Annotated in this window: 12 protein-coding genes; 3 read left to right on the top strand and 9 right to left on the bottom strand. The window is 71.6% G+C overall.

The window, feature by feature from the left end; genetic code table 11:
* Positions 1-97: 97 nt before the first annotated feature.
* Complete coding sequence (locus ACIOGX_RS27075; protein WP_356513484.1) at positions 98-1,789, bottom strand: lysyl oxidase family protein; 1,692 nt, start codon at positions 1,787-1,789, stop codon at positions 98-100.
* A gap of 364 nt (positions 1,790-2,153) precedes the next feature.
* Here ACIOGX_RS27075 and ACIOGX_RS27070 point away from each other — a divergent pair, with 364 nt between their 5' ends.
* The 3 genes from ACIOGX_RS27070 (at position 2,154) to ACIOGX_RS27060 (ending at position 4,983) form a co-directional block, all read left to right on the top strand.
* Complete coding sequence (locus ACIOGX_RS27070; RefSeq protein ID WP_129766472.1) at positions 2,154-2,762, top strand: SigE family RNA polymerase sigma factor; 609 nt, start codon at positions 2,154-2,156, stop codon at positions 2,760-2,762.
* Positions 2,762-3,454 (top strand): hypothetical protein, encoded by a 693-nt coding sequence (locus tag ACIOGX_RS27065; protein ID WP_401917013.1) that lies wholly within the window; start codon positions 2,762-2,764, stop codon positions 3,452-3,454. Before ACIOGX_RS27070 ends, ACIOGX_RS27065 begins: the two co-directional genes overlap by 1 nt.
* Positions 3,455-3,636: 182 nt before the next feature.
* Complete coding sequence (locus tag ACIOGX_RS27060; RefSeq protein WP_401768251.1) at positions 3,637-4,983, top strand: 6-phospho-beta-glucosidase; 1,347 nt, start codon at positions 3,637-3,639, stop codon at positions 4,981-4,983.
* 71 nt (positions 4,984-5,054) lie between these two features.
* Here the strand turns inward: ACIOGX_RS27060 and ACIOGX_RS27055 are convergent, their stop codons facing one another.
* The 8 genes from ACIOGX_RS27055 to ACIOGX_RS27020 form a co-directional block, all read right to left on the bottom strand.
* The gene (locus ACIOGX_RS27055; protein WP_401917010.1) at positions 5,055-7,019 is read right to left on the bottom strand and encodes a DUF2264 domain-containing protein; all 1,965 of its coding nucleotides are present in this window, start codon (positions 7,017-7,019) and stop codon (positions 5,055-5,057) included.
* Positions 7,016-8,044 (bottom strand): hydroxyacid dehydrogenase, encoded by a 1,029-nt coding sequence (locus ACIOGX_RS27050; RefSeq protein WP_356513492.1) that lies wholly within the window; start codon positions 8,042-8,044, stop codon positions 7,016-7,018. The genes ACIOGX_RS27055 and ACIOGX_RS27050 overlap by 4 nt, the downstream gene beginning before the upstream one ends.
* A 44-nt stretch (positions 8,045-8,088) precedes the next feature.
* Entirely contained in the window at positions 8,089-8,964 is an 876-nt protein-coding gene (locus tag ACIOGX_RS27045) for a carbohydrate ABC transporter permease (RefSeq protein WP_356513494.1), read from the bottom strand.
* Positions 8,961-10,010 (bottom strand): carbohydrate ABC transporter permease, encoded by a 1,050-nt coding sequence (locus ACIOGX_RS27040; protein WP_401917006.1) that lies wholly within the window; start codon positions 10,008-10,010, stop codon positions 8,961-8,963. The genes ACIOGX_RS27045 and ACIOGX_RS27040 overlap by 4 nt, the downstream gene beginning before the upstream one ends.
* Before the next feature lie 43 nt (positions 10,011-10,053).
* Positions 10,054-11,418: an ABC transporter substrate-binding protein gene (locus ACIOGX_RS27035; protein WP_401917003.1), complete on the bottom strand. Its 1,365-nt coding sequence runs from the start codon at positions 11,416-11,418 to the stop codon at positions 10,054-10,056.
* Between the two features lie 101 nt (positions 11,419-11,519).
* Entirely contained in the window at positions 11,520-12,692 is a 1,173-nt protein-coding gene (locus ACIOGX_RS27030; protein ID WP_356513500.1) for a substrate-binding domain-containing protein, read from the bottom strand.
* A 137-nt stretch (positions 12,693-12,829) separates the two neighbouring features.
* A complete protein-coding gene (locus tag ACIOGX_RS27025) occupies positions 12,830-13,321 on the bottom strand; it encodes a hypothetical protein (protein WP_356513502.1) in 492 nt (163 codons plus the stop codon).
* Between the two features lie 142 nt (positions 13,322-13,463).
* On the bottom strand, positions 13,464-14,306 hold the full coding sequence (locus tag ACIOGX_RS27020; RefSeq protein ID WP_401917549.1) for a sterol desaturase family protein: 843 nt from the start codon (positions 14,304-14,306) through the stop codon (positions 13,464-13,466).
* Positions 14,307-14,342: the final 36 nt, after the last annotated feature.

Here is a 14,342-nt window from a genome sequence, read left to right as displayed (position 1 = left end):
GCGGCACCGCCCGGACCCCCTGGGGCCTCTCGTCCGGATCACGCCGGGCTCGCGTGCCCTGGCAAACGAAGGACCCCGGCCGTCAAAGAGCCATGAATCAGGGAGCGTTGATCAGGTCATGCGCGGGCACGGACACCTTGCGGGCGCCGGTCGTGCCGCTCAGCACGACCTTGCGCAGCGCGGTGTTGTTGGTCAGGCTGGTCTCGTGGAGCCGGCGCTCGGGGTTGGCGAGCACCTCGATGTAGTACGTACCGTTCGGCAGGTCGGTGATGTCGAACGACTGGCCGGGGCGGTACTGCGTGTAGGTGTCGCCGGAGCCGACGTCCAGCACCTCACGCACGGAGACGGAGCTCTGCACACCGCAGGCGGTGGACAGATCGGTGTTGTTCGGGTGCCAGTTGGCGTTCTTCACCGTGTAGTCGATGGCGTCGGTGTTGGCCAGGCAGAAGGCCTCCTTGCCGCTGCGCACGGCCTCCTTCTTGTCGGCGCTCAGCAGGCGGTAGCTGGCGAAGTCGGTGAAGTGCCAGTGCTCGTGGCCCTGCCGCGCGTCCCACTCCATGGTGCCGGCGGGCTGGTAGCCGACCTGCTTGCCCTTGGCGTCGTAGAAGTACTGGTACGCGTCCATCAGGTCCTTGCCGGGACTGCGGAAGCCGTCCACGACCAGCGGCGCGGGACCGGCGTTCCACACGTTCGCGCTGAACGCCAGATAGTCCTTGCCGGGGATGTCCCCGTCCTCGCCGTCGGTGATGGAGATGTCCCACGCCGGCAGCGCGCGCAGATCGGGCTTGGGCACGTCGGGCACGCTCGCGCGGCCGGCCGGACGCTTCGCGTTGGGCTTGAGCGCGGGCGCGATCCGCGAACCGTCGGTGTGTCCGGGGCCGTCGCCCAGATGGCCCGTGCCCTTGCCGGACGTGAGAGCGTTCGGCAGCGCGGGCGGCGCCGGGGCGTCGGCCCCGCGGCCGTTGCTGCTCGTGTGCGCCGAGGCGCCGGGGTGCCCGGCCGGCGCGCCATGACCGCCGTGGCCACCGCCGTGACCGGCGGCCCTGGCTCCCGAGGGTGCCGCTCCGACCCCGCCCCCGTCCTCCCACTTGCGGTCGCGCACCGTCACCTTGACCGACTTCGACGTGTTGGGCATGCCGAACAGGTCGCGGTACTTCTTGGTGACGGAGACCTTGGCGGTGTACTCCCCGGCCGGCAGATCGACCGGCTCGGAGTAGTAGCCCAGGTTCGTGTTGGTCGCCCAGCCGTTCTCGACGCCCCACACCGAACCGAGCGTGAAGGGGTTCGTGGAGCAGCTCTCGGGATACTTCGAGGTGGACGGGGCGTCCGGACGGATCCGGCCCGAGGCGTTGTTCGGGCAGAACGTCTCGGTCGTCTTCACGACCGCCGCGCCCGCCGCGTCGCTGACGGTCACCTGGAGGAAGCCCGGCAGGCCGGAGAAGTCCTTCACGAGACCCTTCGGCAGGGTCTTGGACCGGGTCTTCTTGCCCTCGTGGATGATCTGCTTGGCGACCACGGGGTCCTTGTAGGACTTGCGTGTCACCTGGAACTCCAGGGGCCCGCCATCGGCGGTGACATACGTGCCGAGGTCCAGATAGACGCCCGGTTCGCCCTCGTAGCGGTCGATTATCACGGAGTCGGAGGCGGCGATCAGCGAGAGCTTGGGGCCCGCCGGGGCCGCCGCTCCGGCGAAGGGCGCGGCTCCTGCCACGCCCGCGATCACCGCGAGCGCCGCTCCGCCGGCGATCGCCGATCGCTTCGTACGGCTGTGGTGGTGAGGTCTGGTCATCGGTTCCTCGTCTGCGAGTGCCACAACAACAGTGGTACGCACGGATGGCGCGGGGGCCATCGACCGGGAATATCCCGATGTGTCGTGACGAGCCCTATGCGTCATCTATGTGTCACCTGTGAGATCAGGAGTGCGCCACTTCGGGTTGCCCGCGGACCCACAAGTCGCCGATGGTTGGCCGGAATTGTGCGACGAATCGCGGATCAGGCCATCAGGCGTGATTCCTTCCCCATGAACCCCTGGGTTGTGCTAAAGCGGTCACAGGGACAGCAGGGGGAGGAGTCACGCGAATGCTGGGCTCGCGCAGTCCCGCCGCGGCGGGAACGGCCGGTGCGGGAGCGGACAGCGGACAAGGAGCGGCTCCGTGGGCACAGTGGTCGATGACGCCACCGCTGCCGAGTTCCATGCGTTCTTCGAGCGGCACTACGCCGAACTGTCCCGGCTGGCCTATCTGCTGACGGGCGACGCGGACACGGCCGACGATCTGGCCTCGGACGCCCTGCTCGCGATGTGGCGCCGCTGGGACCGGGTACGGGCCGCCGATCACCCCGTCGCGTACGCTCGCGGGGTGGTCGCGAATCTGGCCCGCTCCCGGATCAGGAGCGCCGTACGGGAGCGTCGCCGCGTCTCGCTCTTCTGGTCGCAGCGGGGCGAGCGCTTCGACGATCCGGACGTACCCGCCGTGCTCGACGTCCAGGCGGCGTTACGGCGCCTGCCGTTCCGCAAACGTGCCTGTGTGGTGCTGCGGTACGCCCTGGACCTCTCCGAACGCGACACGGCGCTCGCCCTGGGCATCTCGGTGGGCACGGTCAAGAGCCAGTCGTCACGGGGGATGGCCGAGCTGGGGCGGCTGCTCGGGCCGGGCGCCACGGCGGAAGAGGTGCAGGCCACGGTGGCCTCGCAGCGAGCCGCGGCGCCCACCCCGGCCCGTCGCTCCGCGCGCGCCTCCACACGCGCTGAAGGCAGGGGCTGATGGACGAGCTGCACAGGCGGCTGAAGGAGGCGGCGCGGGCCCACCGCCCGGACCGTGAACGGATGCTCGCGCGCGTCGAGCGGGGCATGGCCGCACCGGAAACACGCCCCGCCGGGGCGCCGGCCCACCGCCCCGCGTCGTGGTTCCGGGTCGCCACGGCGGCGGCAGCGGCGGCCGGTGTCCTCGCCGCCGGCACGTTCGTCCTCGTCGCCATGGACGACGGCACCGATCCGGCGGGGACGGTGGCGACCACCCCCGGCCCGGCGAGCGGCGCCCCCGACAGCCCGCCCGCCGGCGCCCGGGACGGCTATCTCCGGTCGGACGGCGTCATCGACCCGAACAGCAACGCCTACTGGGCGCAGAGCAACATCACGCTCGGCACGGACCGGCCGCTGACCTCGCTCACCCTCGAACTGCGTGTCGCGCAGACCGGAGGGGTACGGGACACCGGCTCCTGGCGCTCGCTGCCCGAGGAGGACTTCACCGTGTCCGTACGCCCGGAGACCGGAGCGCTGGTCTACCGGTGGACGCTCAAGGACGGGGTGACGGTCCCGGCCGGCGAGCATGTCTTCGCCGCGCAGTACGACCATGCCGAGGGCGCGCGGGACGCCGGGGACGACCGGTACACGGCGGTCGCGACCGGCTCGGGCGGGACCGCCGAGGTCCGGGGGGACTTCACCGGGGCGCGGTAGCGGACCGCCCGCTCCCGCGACAGTGACAAGATTGGAGGGTACGGTCCGCGGCGTGCCGGCCGGGCGACGGCATCGGCCGATCCCGCCCGGACGCGCCCCGGTGACCCGCGCCGCGCCGGGGACGGCCGGTGTGAGGGTGGTTCGGATATGAAGTCGGTTCAGGCACCGGAGGCGGTTCAGGCGTGAGGCTCACCATTCTCGGCGGCGGCGGATTCCGGGTGCCGCTGGTGTACGGGGCACTGCTCGGCGACCACGCGGAGGGCCGCGTCACCGACGTCACCCTCCACGATCTGGACGCCGCGCGGCTCACGGCCGTCGCCCGCGTGCTGGCCGAGCAGGCCGCGGCCGTCCCCGACGCACCGGCCGTCACGGTCACCACCGACCTCGACGAGGCGCTGCGCGGCGCCGACTTCGTCTTCTCCGCCATCCGCGTCGGAGGACTCGAAGGCCGCGCGGCCGACGAGCGCATCGCCCTGGACCAGGGCGTGCTGGGCCAGGAGACGGTCGGCGCCGGCGGTATCGCGTACGGACTGCGCACCGTCCCCGTCGCCGTGGACATCGCACGACGCGTCGCCCGGCTCGCCCCCGACGCCTGGGTCATCAACTTCACCAACCCCGCGGGCCTGGTCACCGAAGCCATGTCACGGCATCTCGGCGACCGTGTGATCGGCATCTGCGACTCGCCCGTGGGCCTCGGCAGGCGCGTCGCGCGCGCCCTCGGCGCCGACCCGGACAAGGCGTCGATCGACTACGTGGGCCTCAACCACCTGGGCTGGCTGCGCGGATTGCGGGTCGCCGGACGCGACGAACTGCCGCGCCTGCTCGCCGACACCGAAGCCCTCGGCTCCTTCGAGGAGGGCAGGCTCTTCGGCACCGAATGGCTCCGGTCCCTCGGCGCGATCCCCAACGAATACCTCCACTACTACTACTTCAACCGGGAAGCGGTACGCGCCTACCAGGAGGCCGGGCAGACCCGCGGCGCCTTCCTCCGCGACCAGCAGGCGCGCTTCTACGACGAGATGGAGCGGCCCGGCGCCCCCGCGCTCGCGACCTGGGACCGTACCCGCGCCGAACGCGAGGCCACCTATATGGCGGCGAACCGTGAGGCGGCGGGCGTCGGTGAACGGGACGCCGACGACCTGGAGTCCGGCGGCTACGAGAAGGTCGCCCTGGCCCTGATGCGCGCCATCGCCCGCGACGAACGCACCACGCTCATCCTCAACGTCCGCAATCGCACCACCCTGCGCGTGCTGGACGAGGACGCCGTCATCGAAGTGCCCTGCCTCGTGGACGCCAACGGCGCCCATCCGCTGGCCGTCTCCCCCCTGCCGCACCACGCGACCGGCCTGGTGTGCGGGGTCAAGGCCGTCGAGCGCGAGGTCCTGGCCGCCGCCGAGAGCGGCTCGCGCGCCACCGCGGCCAAGGCCTTCGCCCTCCACCCGCTGGTGGACTCCGTCGGCGTCGCCCGTCGTCTCGTGGACGGCTACACGCGTGCGCACCCCGGCCTCGCCTATCTGAACCGGCGGTAGACCCCGGCGACCGGCGGGGCGACCGGGCCGGGGCAGAGCCCGCGTGGCCCGGCCGGGGCGACGCGGGCCCGTCACGCCCCGGCGGGCCCCGGCCGCGTACCCGCCCCCTGTCCGTGCCGGACCGTCAGCGGGCCGAAGGCGATCCGCGTCCATGACCCGTCATCCGCCCACCTCACCTCGGCCGTTCCCGCGTCGACGGCCACGGCCACCTCGCTCACCGCCTCGGACAACGGCGCCGCGCCGGGCTCGGCGGTGAGCGAGGCCAGGGCCACGAAGAGCGCCGTGCCCTCCGCTTCCCCGGTCAGCCGGGGGACGATCGCCCAGCGGGTGTACGCCGTGCCCTGCGGGGCGCGGACCTCGTCGCGCGTCTCCCAGCCGTGCAGACCGTGCAGGGCGGAGCGTACGGTCTCCTCGGGGCCGGTCGCCCAGCCCGTCTGCCGCACACGCGCCCCGGGCGGCGCGCCGAGCACACGGTGCGCGCGCAGTTCGTACCGGCCACGGACCACGGTCACGCTCTCCACCCGCAGTCCCGGCACCATGGGCGCGCCCGAGCCGAAGACGGGCAGATGGGCGGAGGCCGCCCAGCCCCAGCCGTCGCCGTCCCCCGCGCCGAGCGGCTGGATCCGGCGACGCCCGCTGACGGCCCCCGCGATCTCCACCGTCACCTGGTTGTCGGTGACATTCGCCGCCGCCGTCGGGCCGGTGCGGGTCGAGTAGGACTGCCGGCTGTAGAGCGGATCGTCCGCCACGCCCGACTCGCCCTCGTGCGGCCGGATGTGGTCGCTGCCGTGATTGTGCAGCCGTACGATCCCGTCCGCCCCGGTGGAGTGCACCAGCAGCCCCGGCGCGGGGAGGGCGAGCACCCGGTCGGGTCCCTCACTGGGCGCGGGTTCCTCCGTGGCTGTCCACAGCGGATGGTCCCGGGGGGCGAGCAGCGCGACGAACGCCTTGGACGCCCAGTACGGCGAGGCGGGACCCGAGTAGGACTGGAGCGTCGCGTCGTGCGGACCGTGCCAGCCGAGGCTGAGCAGACCGTCCGTACCGGTCGCGCCGCGGTCGAGGAAATAGCGCAGCGAACCGTTCACCAGCCGCCGCGACACGCCGGGCGCGAGCGGGGTGTGTCCGGTGACGGCGCCCAGGGCGACCGCCGCGCCCGCCGCGAACCGGTAGGTCAGCGAGCGGCCGAAGTGGATCGGCGCCCCGTCGGCGCCGAACAGCAGCGAGAAGCCCTCCAGATGCTCGCGCAGCCGGTCGCCGTAGGGCGGGGCCGAAGACGCCCGCACATCACCGGCCAGCAGCGCGTCCAGCACCGGATACAGGTGCAGGGCCCAGCCGTTGTAGTGGTCGAAGGCCCGGCCGTCCCCGTCCGCGTACCAGCCCTGCCCGCGATACCACCCCTCCATCAGGGCGCCCGCCCGCTCCCGCGCGCGTGCCGTCTCCGCGTCGCCGCGGCCCACCGACTCCAGGAACCCGGCGACCGTGTAGGGGAACAGATACCAGTTGTTGGGCGCCGGGGTGTGCCGGAGCGCGCCGCGCAGCCACTCCTCGGCACGGTCCCGCACCCCGGAGTCCAGCCGGTCCCAGAGCCAGGCCCTGGTCAGCCGGAGCCCGAGGGCCACGGACGCGGACTCGACCATGGGCTGGCCCTGGACATGGTGGTCGAGGATCAGCGGCCAGGACTCGGTGTCGTCCCGTCCCGGGGCACGGGTACCGGCCGCGAGCCCGTCCGCGTACCGGTCGAGCCAGCCGTGCGGATCCTCGCCCCGCGCGCCCGCCACCCGGAAGGCGGCGGCGAGGAACGTACGGGCGTAGCCCTCCAGCCCGTCCGAGCGCACGCCCGAACGGGAGGGCCTCCCCGGCAGATCGAGCAGTGCGCGGCCCGGGGTGGCCCACCGCCAGGCGGCCCGCAGCAGACCGTCCGCCGTGGCCTCCCAGTGCGCGCGGGTGTATCCGGTGTACGGGCTCAGCGTCCGGTCCTCGGCGGGGAGTTCGAACGCGGGGTCCGGGAACGCGGACGGTACGAGGGGTGAGGTCATGCGAGGAACGCCAGCCTTTCGCGTCGTACGGGATGGGCGAAACCGTCACCCGCGGCCCAGCGTTCGACCTCGCCGACCGCCAGATCGGCGAGACGCCGGGTCTCATTGCCCTGCGAACCCGCGAGATGCGGAGTGATCAGCGCGTTCTCGCAGGTCCACAGCGGATGGTCCGGCGGCAGTGTCTCCGGCTCCGTGACGTCGAGGACGGCCCGGATCCGCTTCTCCCCGAGGACATCGGTGAGGGCGTCCTGGTCGACGACGGCGCCGCGCGCGGTGTTGATGAGCACACCGTCCGGGCGCATGGAGGTGAGCAGTTCCCGGCTGACGAGCCCGCGCGTGGCGGGCAGCAGAGGGGTGTGGACGCTCACCGTGTCGCTGTGCGCGAACAGTTCGCCGAGTCCGACCGGCCGGACACCGAGCGCCGCCGCCTCCTCGTCGGAGACATAGGGATCGTGCAGCAGCACCCGGAAGTCGTACGGCCGCAGCAGCTCGATGACGCGCCGGCCGATCAGCGAGGCGGACAGGATGCCCACGGTACGGCCGTAGTTGCCCACGGCTCCGTCCATGCCCAGCCAGTCGTCGCGGTCGCGCGCGCCGCGGTAGTCACGGGCCCGTTCCAGCGCGCGCTTGCCGGAGAGCAGGATCATCGCGACGGTGTACTCCGCCACCGGCAGGGCGTTGGCGGCGGCGGCCGAGGACACCTCGATGCCGCGTTCCCAGCAGGCCTCGGTGATATGGCCGCGAATGGTGCCCGCCGTATGCGCGACGGCGCGCAGCCGGGGCGCCAGGTCCAGTACGGCCTGGTCGAGGGGCGGGCAGCCCCAGCCGGTGACGAGGATCTCCACGTCCGCGAGCGTGGCGCGGGCACGGTCGGTGGTGAAGTCGTCGAGCACGGGCGGTGGTGTCAGCTCGCAGACCGCGCCGAGTGCGGCCAGTGTCTCGGGTCCGAGGACCGCGGCGGCGGCATCCGGTTTCATGGCGAGGGCGGCGCGCGGACGGGCACGTTCGGTCGGTGCGGTGGACATCTCTCTCCTGGTACGGGGGGACGGCGGCCGGTGGGCCCGGCCGGCTACTTGACCGCTCCGGCGGTGAGTCCCGACCGCCAGAAGCGCTGGAGCAGGGCGAAGGCGAGGATCAGCGGCAGGACCGCGAGCAGCGATCCCATGATCACCACGGGGTAGTACTCCGGGGAGACGGAGGCGGAGCTGTTCCATGTGTAGAGACCGAGGCTGACCGGATAGAGGTCCTGGTCGGAGAGCATCACCATCGGCAGGAAGAAATTGTTCCAGATCGCGGTGAGCTGGAAGAGGAAGACCGTGACCAGGCCGGGGCCGAGCATCCGCAGGGCGACCCGTACATAGGTGGTCAGTTCACCGGCGCCGTCCACCCGTGCCGCTTCGAGGACCTCGTCGGGCACATATCCCTGACTGAAGATCCGGCCCAGATAGACGCCGAAGGGGTTGAAGAGCACCGGGATGAAGACCGACCAGAAGGTGTTCACCAGGCCCGTGCCCGACGCCATCAGATAGAGCGGCAGCGCGAGCACGGTCTGCGGCACCATCACGGCCGCGAGGACCAGACCGAACAGCTTCTCCTTGTGGCGGAACCGGTACTTGTCGAACGCGTAACCGCAGGCGATGGAGACCAGCGCACCGAGCGCGGCGCCGACGACCGCGTACAGCAGGCTGTTGCCGTACCACCGGCTGTAGAGCCCGCCGTCCATCGCGAACAGGTCCTTGAGATTGCGCAGGAAGGCGAAGTCGCTCAGCGACAGCAGATCGCTGCTGAACAGCGCGTCGCGGTTCTTGGAGGCGGCCAGCACCAGCCAGAGCACCGGCAGCAGTGTGTAGAGCACCGAGACGCCCACGACCAGGTTGACGACCGAGCGGCCGAGCAGCCGCGGGCGCGGAAAGGCGGCGGTGCGGGTGGTGCCGGTCGCGCTCATCGGGCGGCCTCCTCTTGGGCGTTGACACGGTTGGTCCAGCGGGTCACGCCGTAGGAGAGGGCGATCGTGCAGAGCAGCAGGACGACGGAGGCGGCGGCCGCCAGACCGTAGTTGTTGCGCGTGAACGCCGCGTCGTAGATGTACATGCTGGGCGAGAAGCGGGAGCTGATCATCGGGGTGGACTGGCTGAGCAGCATCGGCTCGGTGAAGAGCTGGAGAGCGAAGATCAGGGTGAACATCGCGACCATCACGATCGACGAACGCACCAGCGGCGTCTTGATCTGGAGGGCGGTACGCACCGGCCCCGCCCCGTCGACGACCGACGCCTCGATGACCTCGCGCGGTACGGCCTGGAGCGCGGCGTAGAAGACGACCATGTTGTAGCCGAGGTTGCTCCACAGGGCGATGTTCACGATGGACGGCAGCACGGTGTGCACACCGAGGAAGTCGACGGTGATATCGGCCCTGCCGAGCAGTTCGATCACCGGACTGATGCCGGGCGTGTACAGGTAGAGCCAGATGAGGGCGGCGATGATGCCGGGCACGGCGTGCGGCAGGAACAGTCCGAGCTGGGCCCAGGACCGCAGGCGCACCACCCCGGAGTCGAGCAGCAGCGCCAGCACCAGCGCGCCGATCACCAGCAGGGGGATGTAGACCACGCAGTACAGGACGACGGTGCCGAGTCCGCCGAGGAAGGTCGGATCGGTGAGGACCGCGGTGTAGCTGCGCAGTCCGGCGAAGACCGTGCGTTCGGGGCCGAATCCCAGTCCCGGCTGGTCGTCGCTGAAGAAGCTCAGCCAGACGGCCGTCGCGACGGGGATCAGGAAGACCGTCACCAGAAGGACGAAGAAGGGGGTCATCAGGACGCCGGCGGCGCCGAGTTCACGGCGCCGGGCGGATTTCCGGCCGCCGCGTGCGGGCGCCGCGGTGGTACGGCCCGGCCCGCCGGTCGCGGCGAGGGCCGGTGCTGTCACGGTGGCCGGTCCGCCGGCCGTCGCGGGGGTGGTGAGGGAGCCGGCCAGGGGCTTGCCGACGGGGTTGCTCATGGGGGTGTCACCTGCCTTTCTGCTGCTGGAACGGGGACGCGCGTCAGCTGCTGCGCTCGGTGGTGGCCAGACCCAGCGCCTTCAGATCCGGCATGGTGCCCTCCTGGGCCGCGCGCACCGCGTCGATCAGCGAGCCCTGGCCGCCGCTCGCCCGTGCGAAACCGTCCTGCATGACCTTCATGGTGGCCGTCATCCGCGGGCCCCAGATCCAGCCGTCGCGGATCTTGCGCGCCTCTTCCTCGAAGAGGCGGTAGATGTCCTGGCCGCTGTAGTAGGAGCGGTCGAACGCCTCGCGGCCGACGGCGACGAGGCCCGGTGCCGCCGGATACTGGCTGCTGGCGCCGCTGGCGAGCCGGGCGCGCAGCGCGTCGGGGTGCGAGATCTGCCACTCGATGAACTCCATGGCCGCCTCGGGGTGCCGGCTGTCCTTGGTGACCGCGAAGGTGGAGCCGCCGTGGGTGCCGACGCCGGGCCTGGCCGGGTCCCACTGGGGGAGCGGGGCGATGGCCCAGTCGCCCTTCTGGCCGGGCCGGGCCTTCATCTGCGCCCCGGCGTCCCAGGCGCCGCTGAGCCGGGCCAGGACCGTGCCGTTGCCGATCTGGGCGTCGCTCTGCCGGCTCTCCACCGGGTTCACGAAGACCAGGTCCTGGTCGATCAGCCGCTGCCAGTACGCCGCGACGCGGCGGGTCGGCGCGTCGGTGAGGGAGACGTTCCAGGCGCCGCCCGTGGTGGTGAACCACTGGGCGCCCGCCTGCCAGGCGAACGAGGCGAGCTGCGGGGCGCCGTCGGTGGCGAAGAGCGCGAGACGCCGGTCGCGCGCCCGGCTCCGTACCGTCCGTGCCACGTCCTCGAACTCGTCCCAGGTGCGGGGTACTTCGAGTCCGTACTCACGGAAGAGGTCGGTGCGGTAGTGCATCACCATCGGCTCGATGTCGAGCGGCAGACTGAAGACGCGCGTGTCGAAGGTCGTCAGAGCGAGCGCCTGCGGCAGCAACTTGGCGCGCAGGCCCGCACTGATCAGGTCGGTGACGTCACGGGCGACCCCGTCGATGGCGAAGCCGGGCACCTGGGGGTATTCGATGGTGGCGATGTCCGGCGCGTTGCCCGCGCGGGCGGCGTTGCTGAGCTTCGCGTAACCGCCCTGGCCCCCGGAGGGCACCTGCTGGAAGTCGACCTGGATCCGGTCCTGGCCGCGGTTGAACGCGTCCACCACTTCCTGGCTGCCGCGCAGGGCGGACCAGAAGGTGATGCGTGTGGCCCGCTTGCCGCTCGTGGAGATGGTGTTCGTACTGCTCGTGCTGCGCGATCCCGCGTCCGCGCCGCCCCCGGTGCAGGCGCTGAGCGCACCTGACAGGGGCAGCGCGGCGATCGTGGCAAGCACGGATCGACGGCTCTGTCGACCAGGCATGGGCGCCTCCCGCGGCTCCGGTATGAGACACGGGGAATCCTGATCGGCTGATCGGAAAGGGTCAATAGATCGCTCAGAAGAAAATGAAAGCGGTCAAACGCTCAGTTTTCTGCGGGGACTGGCCCGGAGGCCGGAAGGGACACCGCCGGCTGTGTCGATCCGCGCACCTTCAGCGTGGGCAACAGCTCGATCCTGCGCACCGGCCCGGCGGCGCCGAGCGGCTGGGCCAGCCGGTACAGCAGCAGTTCGGCGGCGGCCCGCCCGACCTCCGCCTTGGGCGGGGACACCGCCGTCAGGGGGGTGCTGCCCAGCGCGGCCACCACATCGTCGTACGCCACGACCGAGCAGTCGCGCGGCACCTGGATCCCCTGGTCCGCGAGCCGCTGCACCAGCATCAGCGCGTCCACGTCGCCGTGCAGCACGGCGGCCGTGGCCCGGCGCCCGGCCAGCAGCGCCGCGAGGTCCAGGGGGGTGCGGTCGCGCGGAGCGTCGCCGAGCCGGGTTCCGTCGTCATCCTCAGGACCGGGCACCGCGTCCGGCGAGCTGAGGACCACCGACCAGTCCTCCACCTCGGGCCGGGCGGCGGCGATCTCGGCGAAGGCGCGGCGTACGCTGCGCGCCGTGGGACTGTCGTCGCGGGCGGCCAGCACGATCCGGCGGTGGCCCAGCGCGACCAGATGATCGACCGCGAGATATGTCCCGTACCAGTGATCGGAACACACCGAGTCCAGGGCGTGCAGGGCGCTGCCCGGCCGGGGCCGCCGCTCCATCAGCACGGTCGGCACCGCCACCTCCGACAGCCAGCCGTAATCCGCCGCCTCCGAGGAGGCGGCGCGCCACCTCGGGGCGATCAGCAGCCCCCGCGCGCCGGCCGCCAGCGCCGCTTCGACCAGGGGGCGTTCCGCGCCGGGCGCCTGCGGCGCGATATGCAGGGCGATACGCATCCCGGCCTCCTCCAGCACCGGCCGGGCGCCGTACGCCGCCTCGTACAGATACGAATGCCGCTCCGGCACCACCAGTGCGACCGGGCCGCCGTCCCGCCCCGGCTCCTCGGCCCGCGCCGCCGGGACCGTGACCTCCTCGACCGTCCCCACCGGGCGGGCCACGCCGTGCCCGCGCCGCAGCCGCCCGGCGCGGGCCAGCTCCTCGACGTCCCGCCGGACCGTGACCACCGAGACATCCAGTTCAGCGGCGAGCACACTCACCTTGACGGCGCCCCGCGACCGCACCACCGCCAGGATCCGCTGACGCCTGAGCTCGACCGGCTCCCGCATGCTGTTGGCCCCCTTGCCGCTGCCACCGCGCTCTGTTCGTTTGAATGTTTCGTATGAGCGCTTGGAGCGGCAGCATAGCGACCGCCGCGCCGCGCCGACGGCGGTCCGGTGCGCAGGGGGCGCCCTGAAGGGGCAGGTCAGCCCTGGCCCTCCAACTGGTCGGCGAAGGCACGCAAGGCGTCGGCCAGCTCCTTCTTCGTGGGCAATTGGTCGACTTTGCTGTCGAGTTCGTCGATGCGCCTGGTCAGTTCCTCGAGGCTCGCGGGGACGCTGGCGGAGGGGCTGGGGCCGCCCGTCGGGTCATCTGTCGGATCGGTGCCTCCCGTTCCCCCGCTGACGCCGCCGTCATCCGTGGGAGCCGAGGAAGGCCGGGGGGTGACTTCGTCCGGGGGTACGGCCGTCGGTTCGGTGCCCCCGGAGCCGCTGACACCGCCGCTGACGCCCCCGCTGTCCATACCCCCGCTGTCCGTCCCGCCGCTGTCCGTCCCGCCGCTGTCCGTCCCGCCGGTCACGTCCTGCGAGGGTCTCGTGTCCTGGCTGACGGCGCCACTGTCCGGGGCCGCGGCGGCGATCGCTCCGCCAACGCCGAGGATCACCGCGGTCGCGGCCCCCGCGACCATGATCACCATTCGTCTTGTACGTGTATTCGATTTATCTGCCATGTACCGGACATTAGTCATGGTTTCCACCGGACGGGTGCCTTCCGGGGGACTCCCCACAAGCGAAGTCGCCGACTCCGTGGACAGGTGGGAAGGCCCCCGGGGCGGGGCGTCAGAGTCCCGGCCCGCTGCCCGCTCCCTCGTCGGCGTTCCCGAGCGGCGACGCCGCGGTACGCGGGGCCGACGGAGGCGTTCCGGGCTGCCAGCCCGGCCGCTTCACCAGGTGCCCGAGCCGGTCCCGCCAGCTGTCCGCCCGTGCGAGATCGCGTCCGAGGGCCGCGTACTCGTGAGTGACGACCTTGAGAGGGTTGTGGGTGTCGATGTTCTTGGTGAGTCCGTAGACGGGACGCTCCGCCTCCTCGGCGTAGGTGCCGAACATCCGGTCCCAGATCATCAGAATCCCGCCGAAGTTACGGTCCAGGTAGTCGCCTTGGGAGGCGTGGTGCACCCGGTGGTTGGCGGGTGTGTTGAACACCTTCTCGACCGGCCCCGGGAGTCTGCCGATGCGGTCGGTGTGCAGCCAGAACTGGGAGATCATGTTGATTCCGCTGCAGAGGAGGACCGCCCACGGGGGTACTCCGGCCAGAACGAGCGGGATGAAGAAGAGCTGTGAGGTCAGCCCGGTCCACGGCTGGCGCACGGCTGTGGAGAAGTTGTACTTGAGGCTCGAATGGTGGACCACGTGAGCGGCCCACAAAAGCCGGACGAGATGGTGCTCGCGGTGCATCCAGTAGTAGCAGAAGTCCTGGGCGAGCAGGATGAGCGGGAAGGTCACCCAGGTGACCTCGACGCGCAGCGGTGTGAGTTCGTGGAGCAGGACGAATCCCGCCAGCGCGATCGCCTTGTACAGCACGTCGACCATCGCGGCGCCTGATCCGACGGTGAGGCTGGCCGCCGTGTCCCGGACGCTGTAGCCGCTGGCGCTCTCGTCCGGATGCAGGCGGTAGTAGATCATTTCGATGATGATCAGCAGGACGAAGGCCGGAGCCGA

Source organism: Streptomyces sp. NPDC088147, assembly GCF_044741565.1.
Classification (GTDB): domain Bacteria; phylum Actinomycetota; class Actinomycetes; order Streptomycetales; family Streptomycetaceae; genus Streptomyces.
This window is presented reverse-complemented; position numbering and strand designations above follow the sequence as displayed.

Bases quoted from the DNA above. Each gene is read 5' to 3' on its own strand.
- ACIOGX_RS27025 (WP_356513502.1), bottom strand. From the start codon at position 13,321: ATGGTGATCATGGTCGCGGGGGCCGCGACCGCGGTGATCCTCGGCGTT.
- ACIOGX_RS27030 (WP_356513500.1), bottom strand. From the start codon at position 12,692: ATGCGGGAGCCGGTCGAGCTCAGGCGTCAGCGGATCCTGGCGGTGGTG.
- ACIOGX_RS27045 (WP_356513494.1), bottom strand. From the start codon at position 8,964: ATGAGCGCGACCGGCACCACCCGCACCGCCGCCTTTCCGCGCCCGCGG.
- ACIOGX_RS27065 (WP_401917013.1), top strand. From the start codon at position 2,762: ATGGACGAGCTGCACAGGCGGCTGAAGGAGGCGGCGCGGGCCCACCGC.
- ACIOGX_RS27040 (WP_401917006.1), bottom strand. From the start codon at position 10,010: ATGAGCAACCCCGTCGGCAAGCCCCTGGCCGGCTCCCTCACCACCCCC.
- ACIOGX_RS27020 (WP_401917549.1), bottom strand. From the start codon at position 14,306: ATGATCTACTACCGCCTGCATCCGGACGAGAGCGCCAGCGGCTACAGC.
- ACIOGX_RS27075 (WP_356513484.1), bottom strand. From the start codon at position 1,789: ATGACCAGACCTCACCACCACAGCCGTACGAAGCGATCGGCGATCGCC.
- ACIOGX_RS27035 (WP_401917003.1), bottom strand. From the start codon at position 11,418: ATGCCTGGTCGACAGAGCCGTCGATCCGTGCTTGCCACGATCGCCGCG.
- ACIOGX_RS27050 (WP_356513492.1), bottom strand. From the start codon at position 8,044: ATGTCCACCGCACCGACCGAACGTGCCCGTCCGCGCGCCGCCCTCGCC.
- ACIOGX_RS27055 (WP_401917010.1), bottom strand. From the start codon at position 7,019: ATGACCTCACCCCTCGTACCGTCCGCGTTCCCGGACCCCGCGTTCGAA.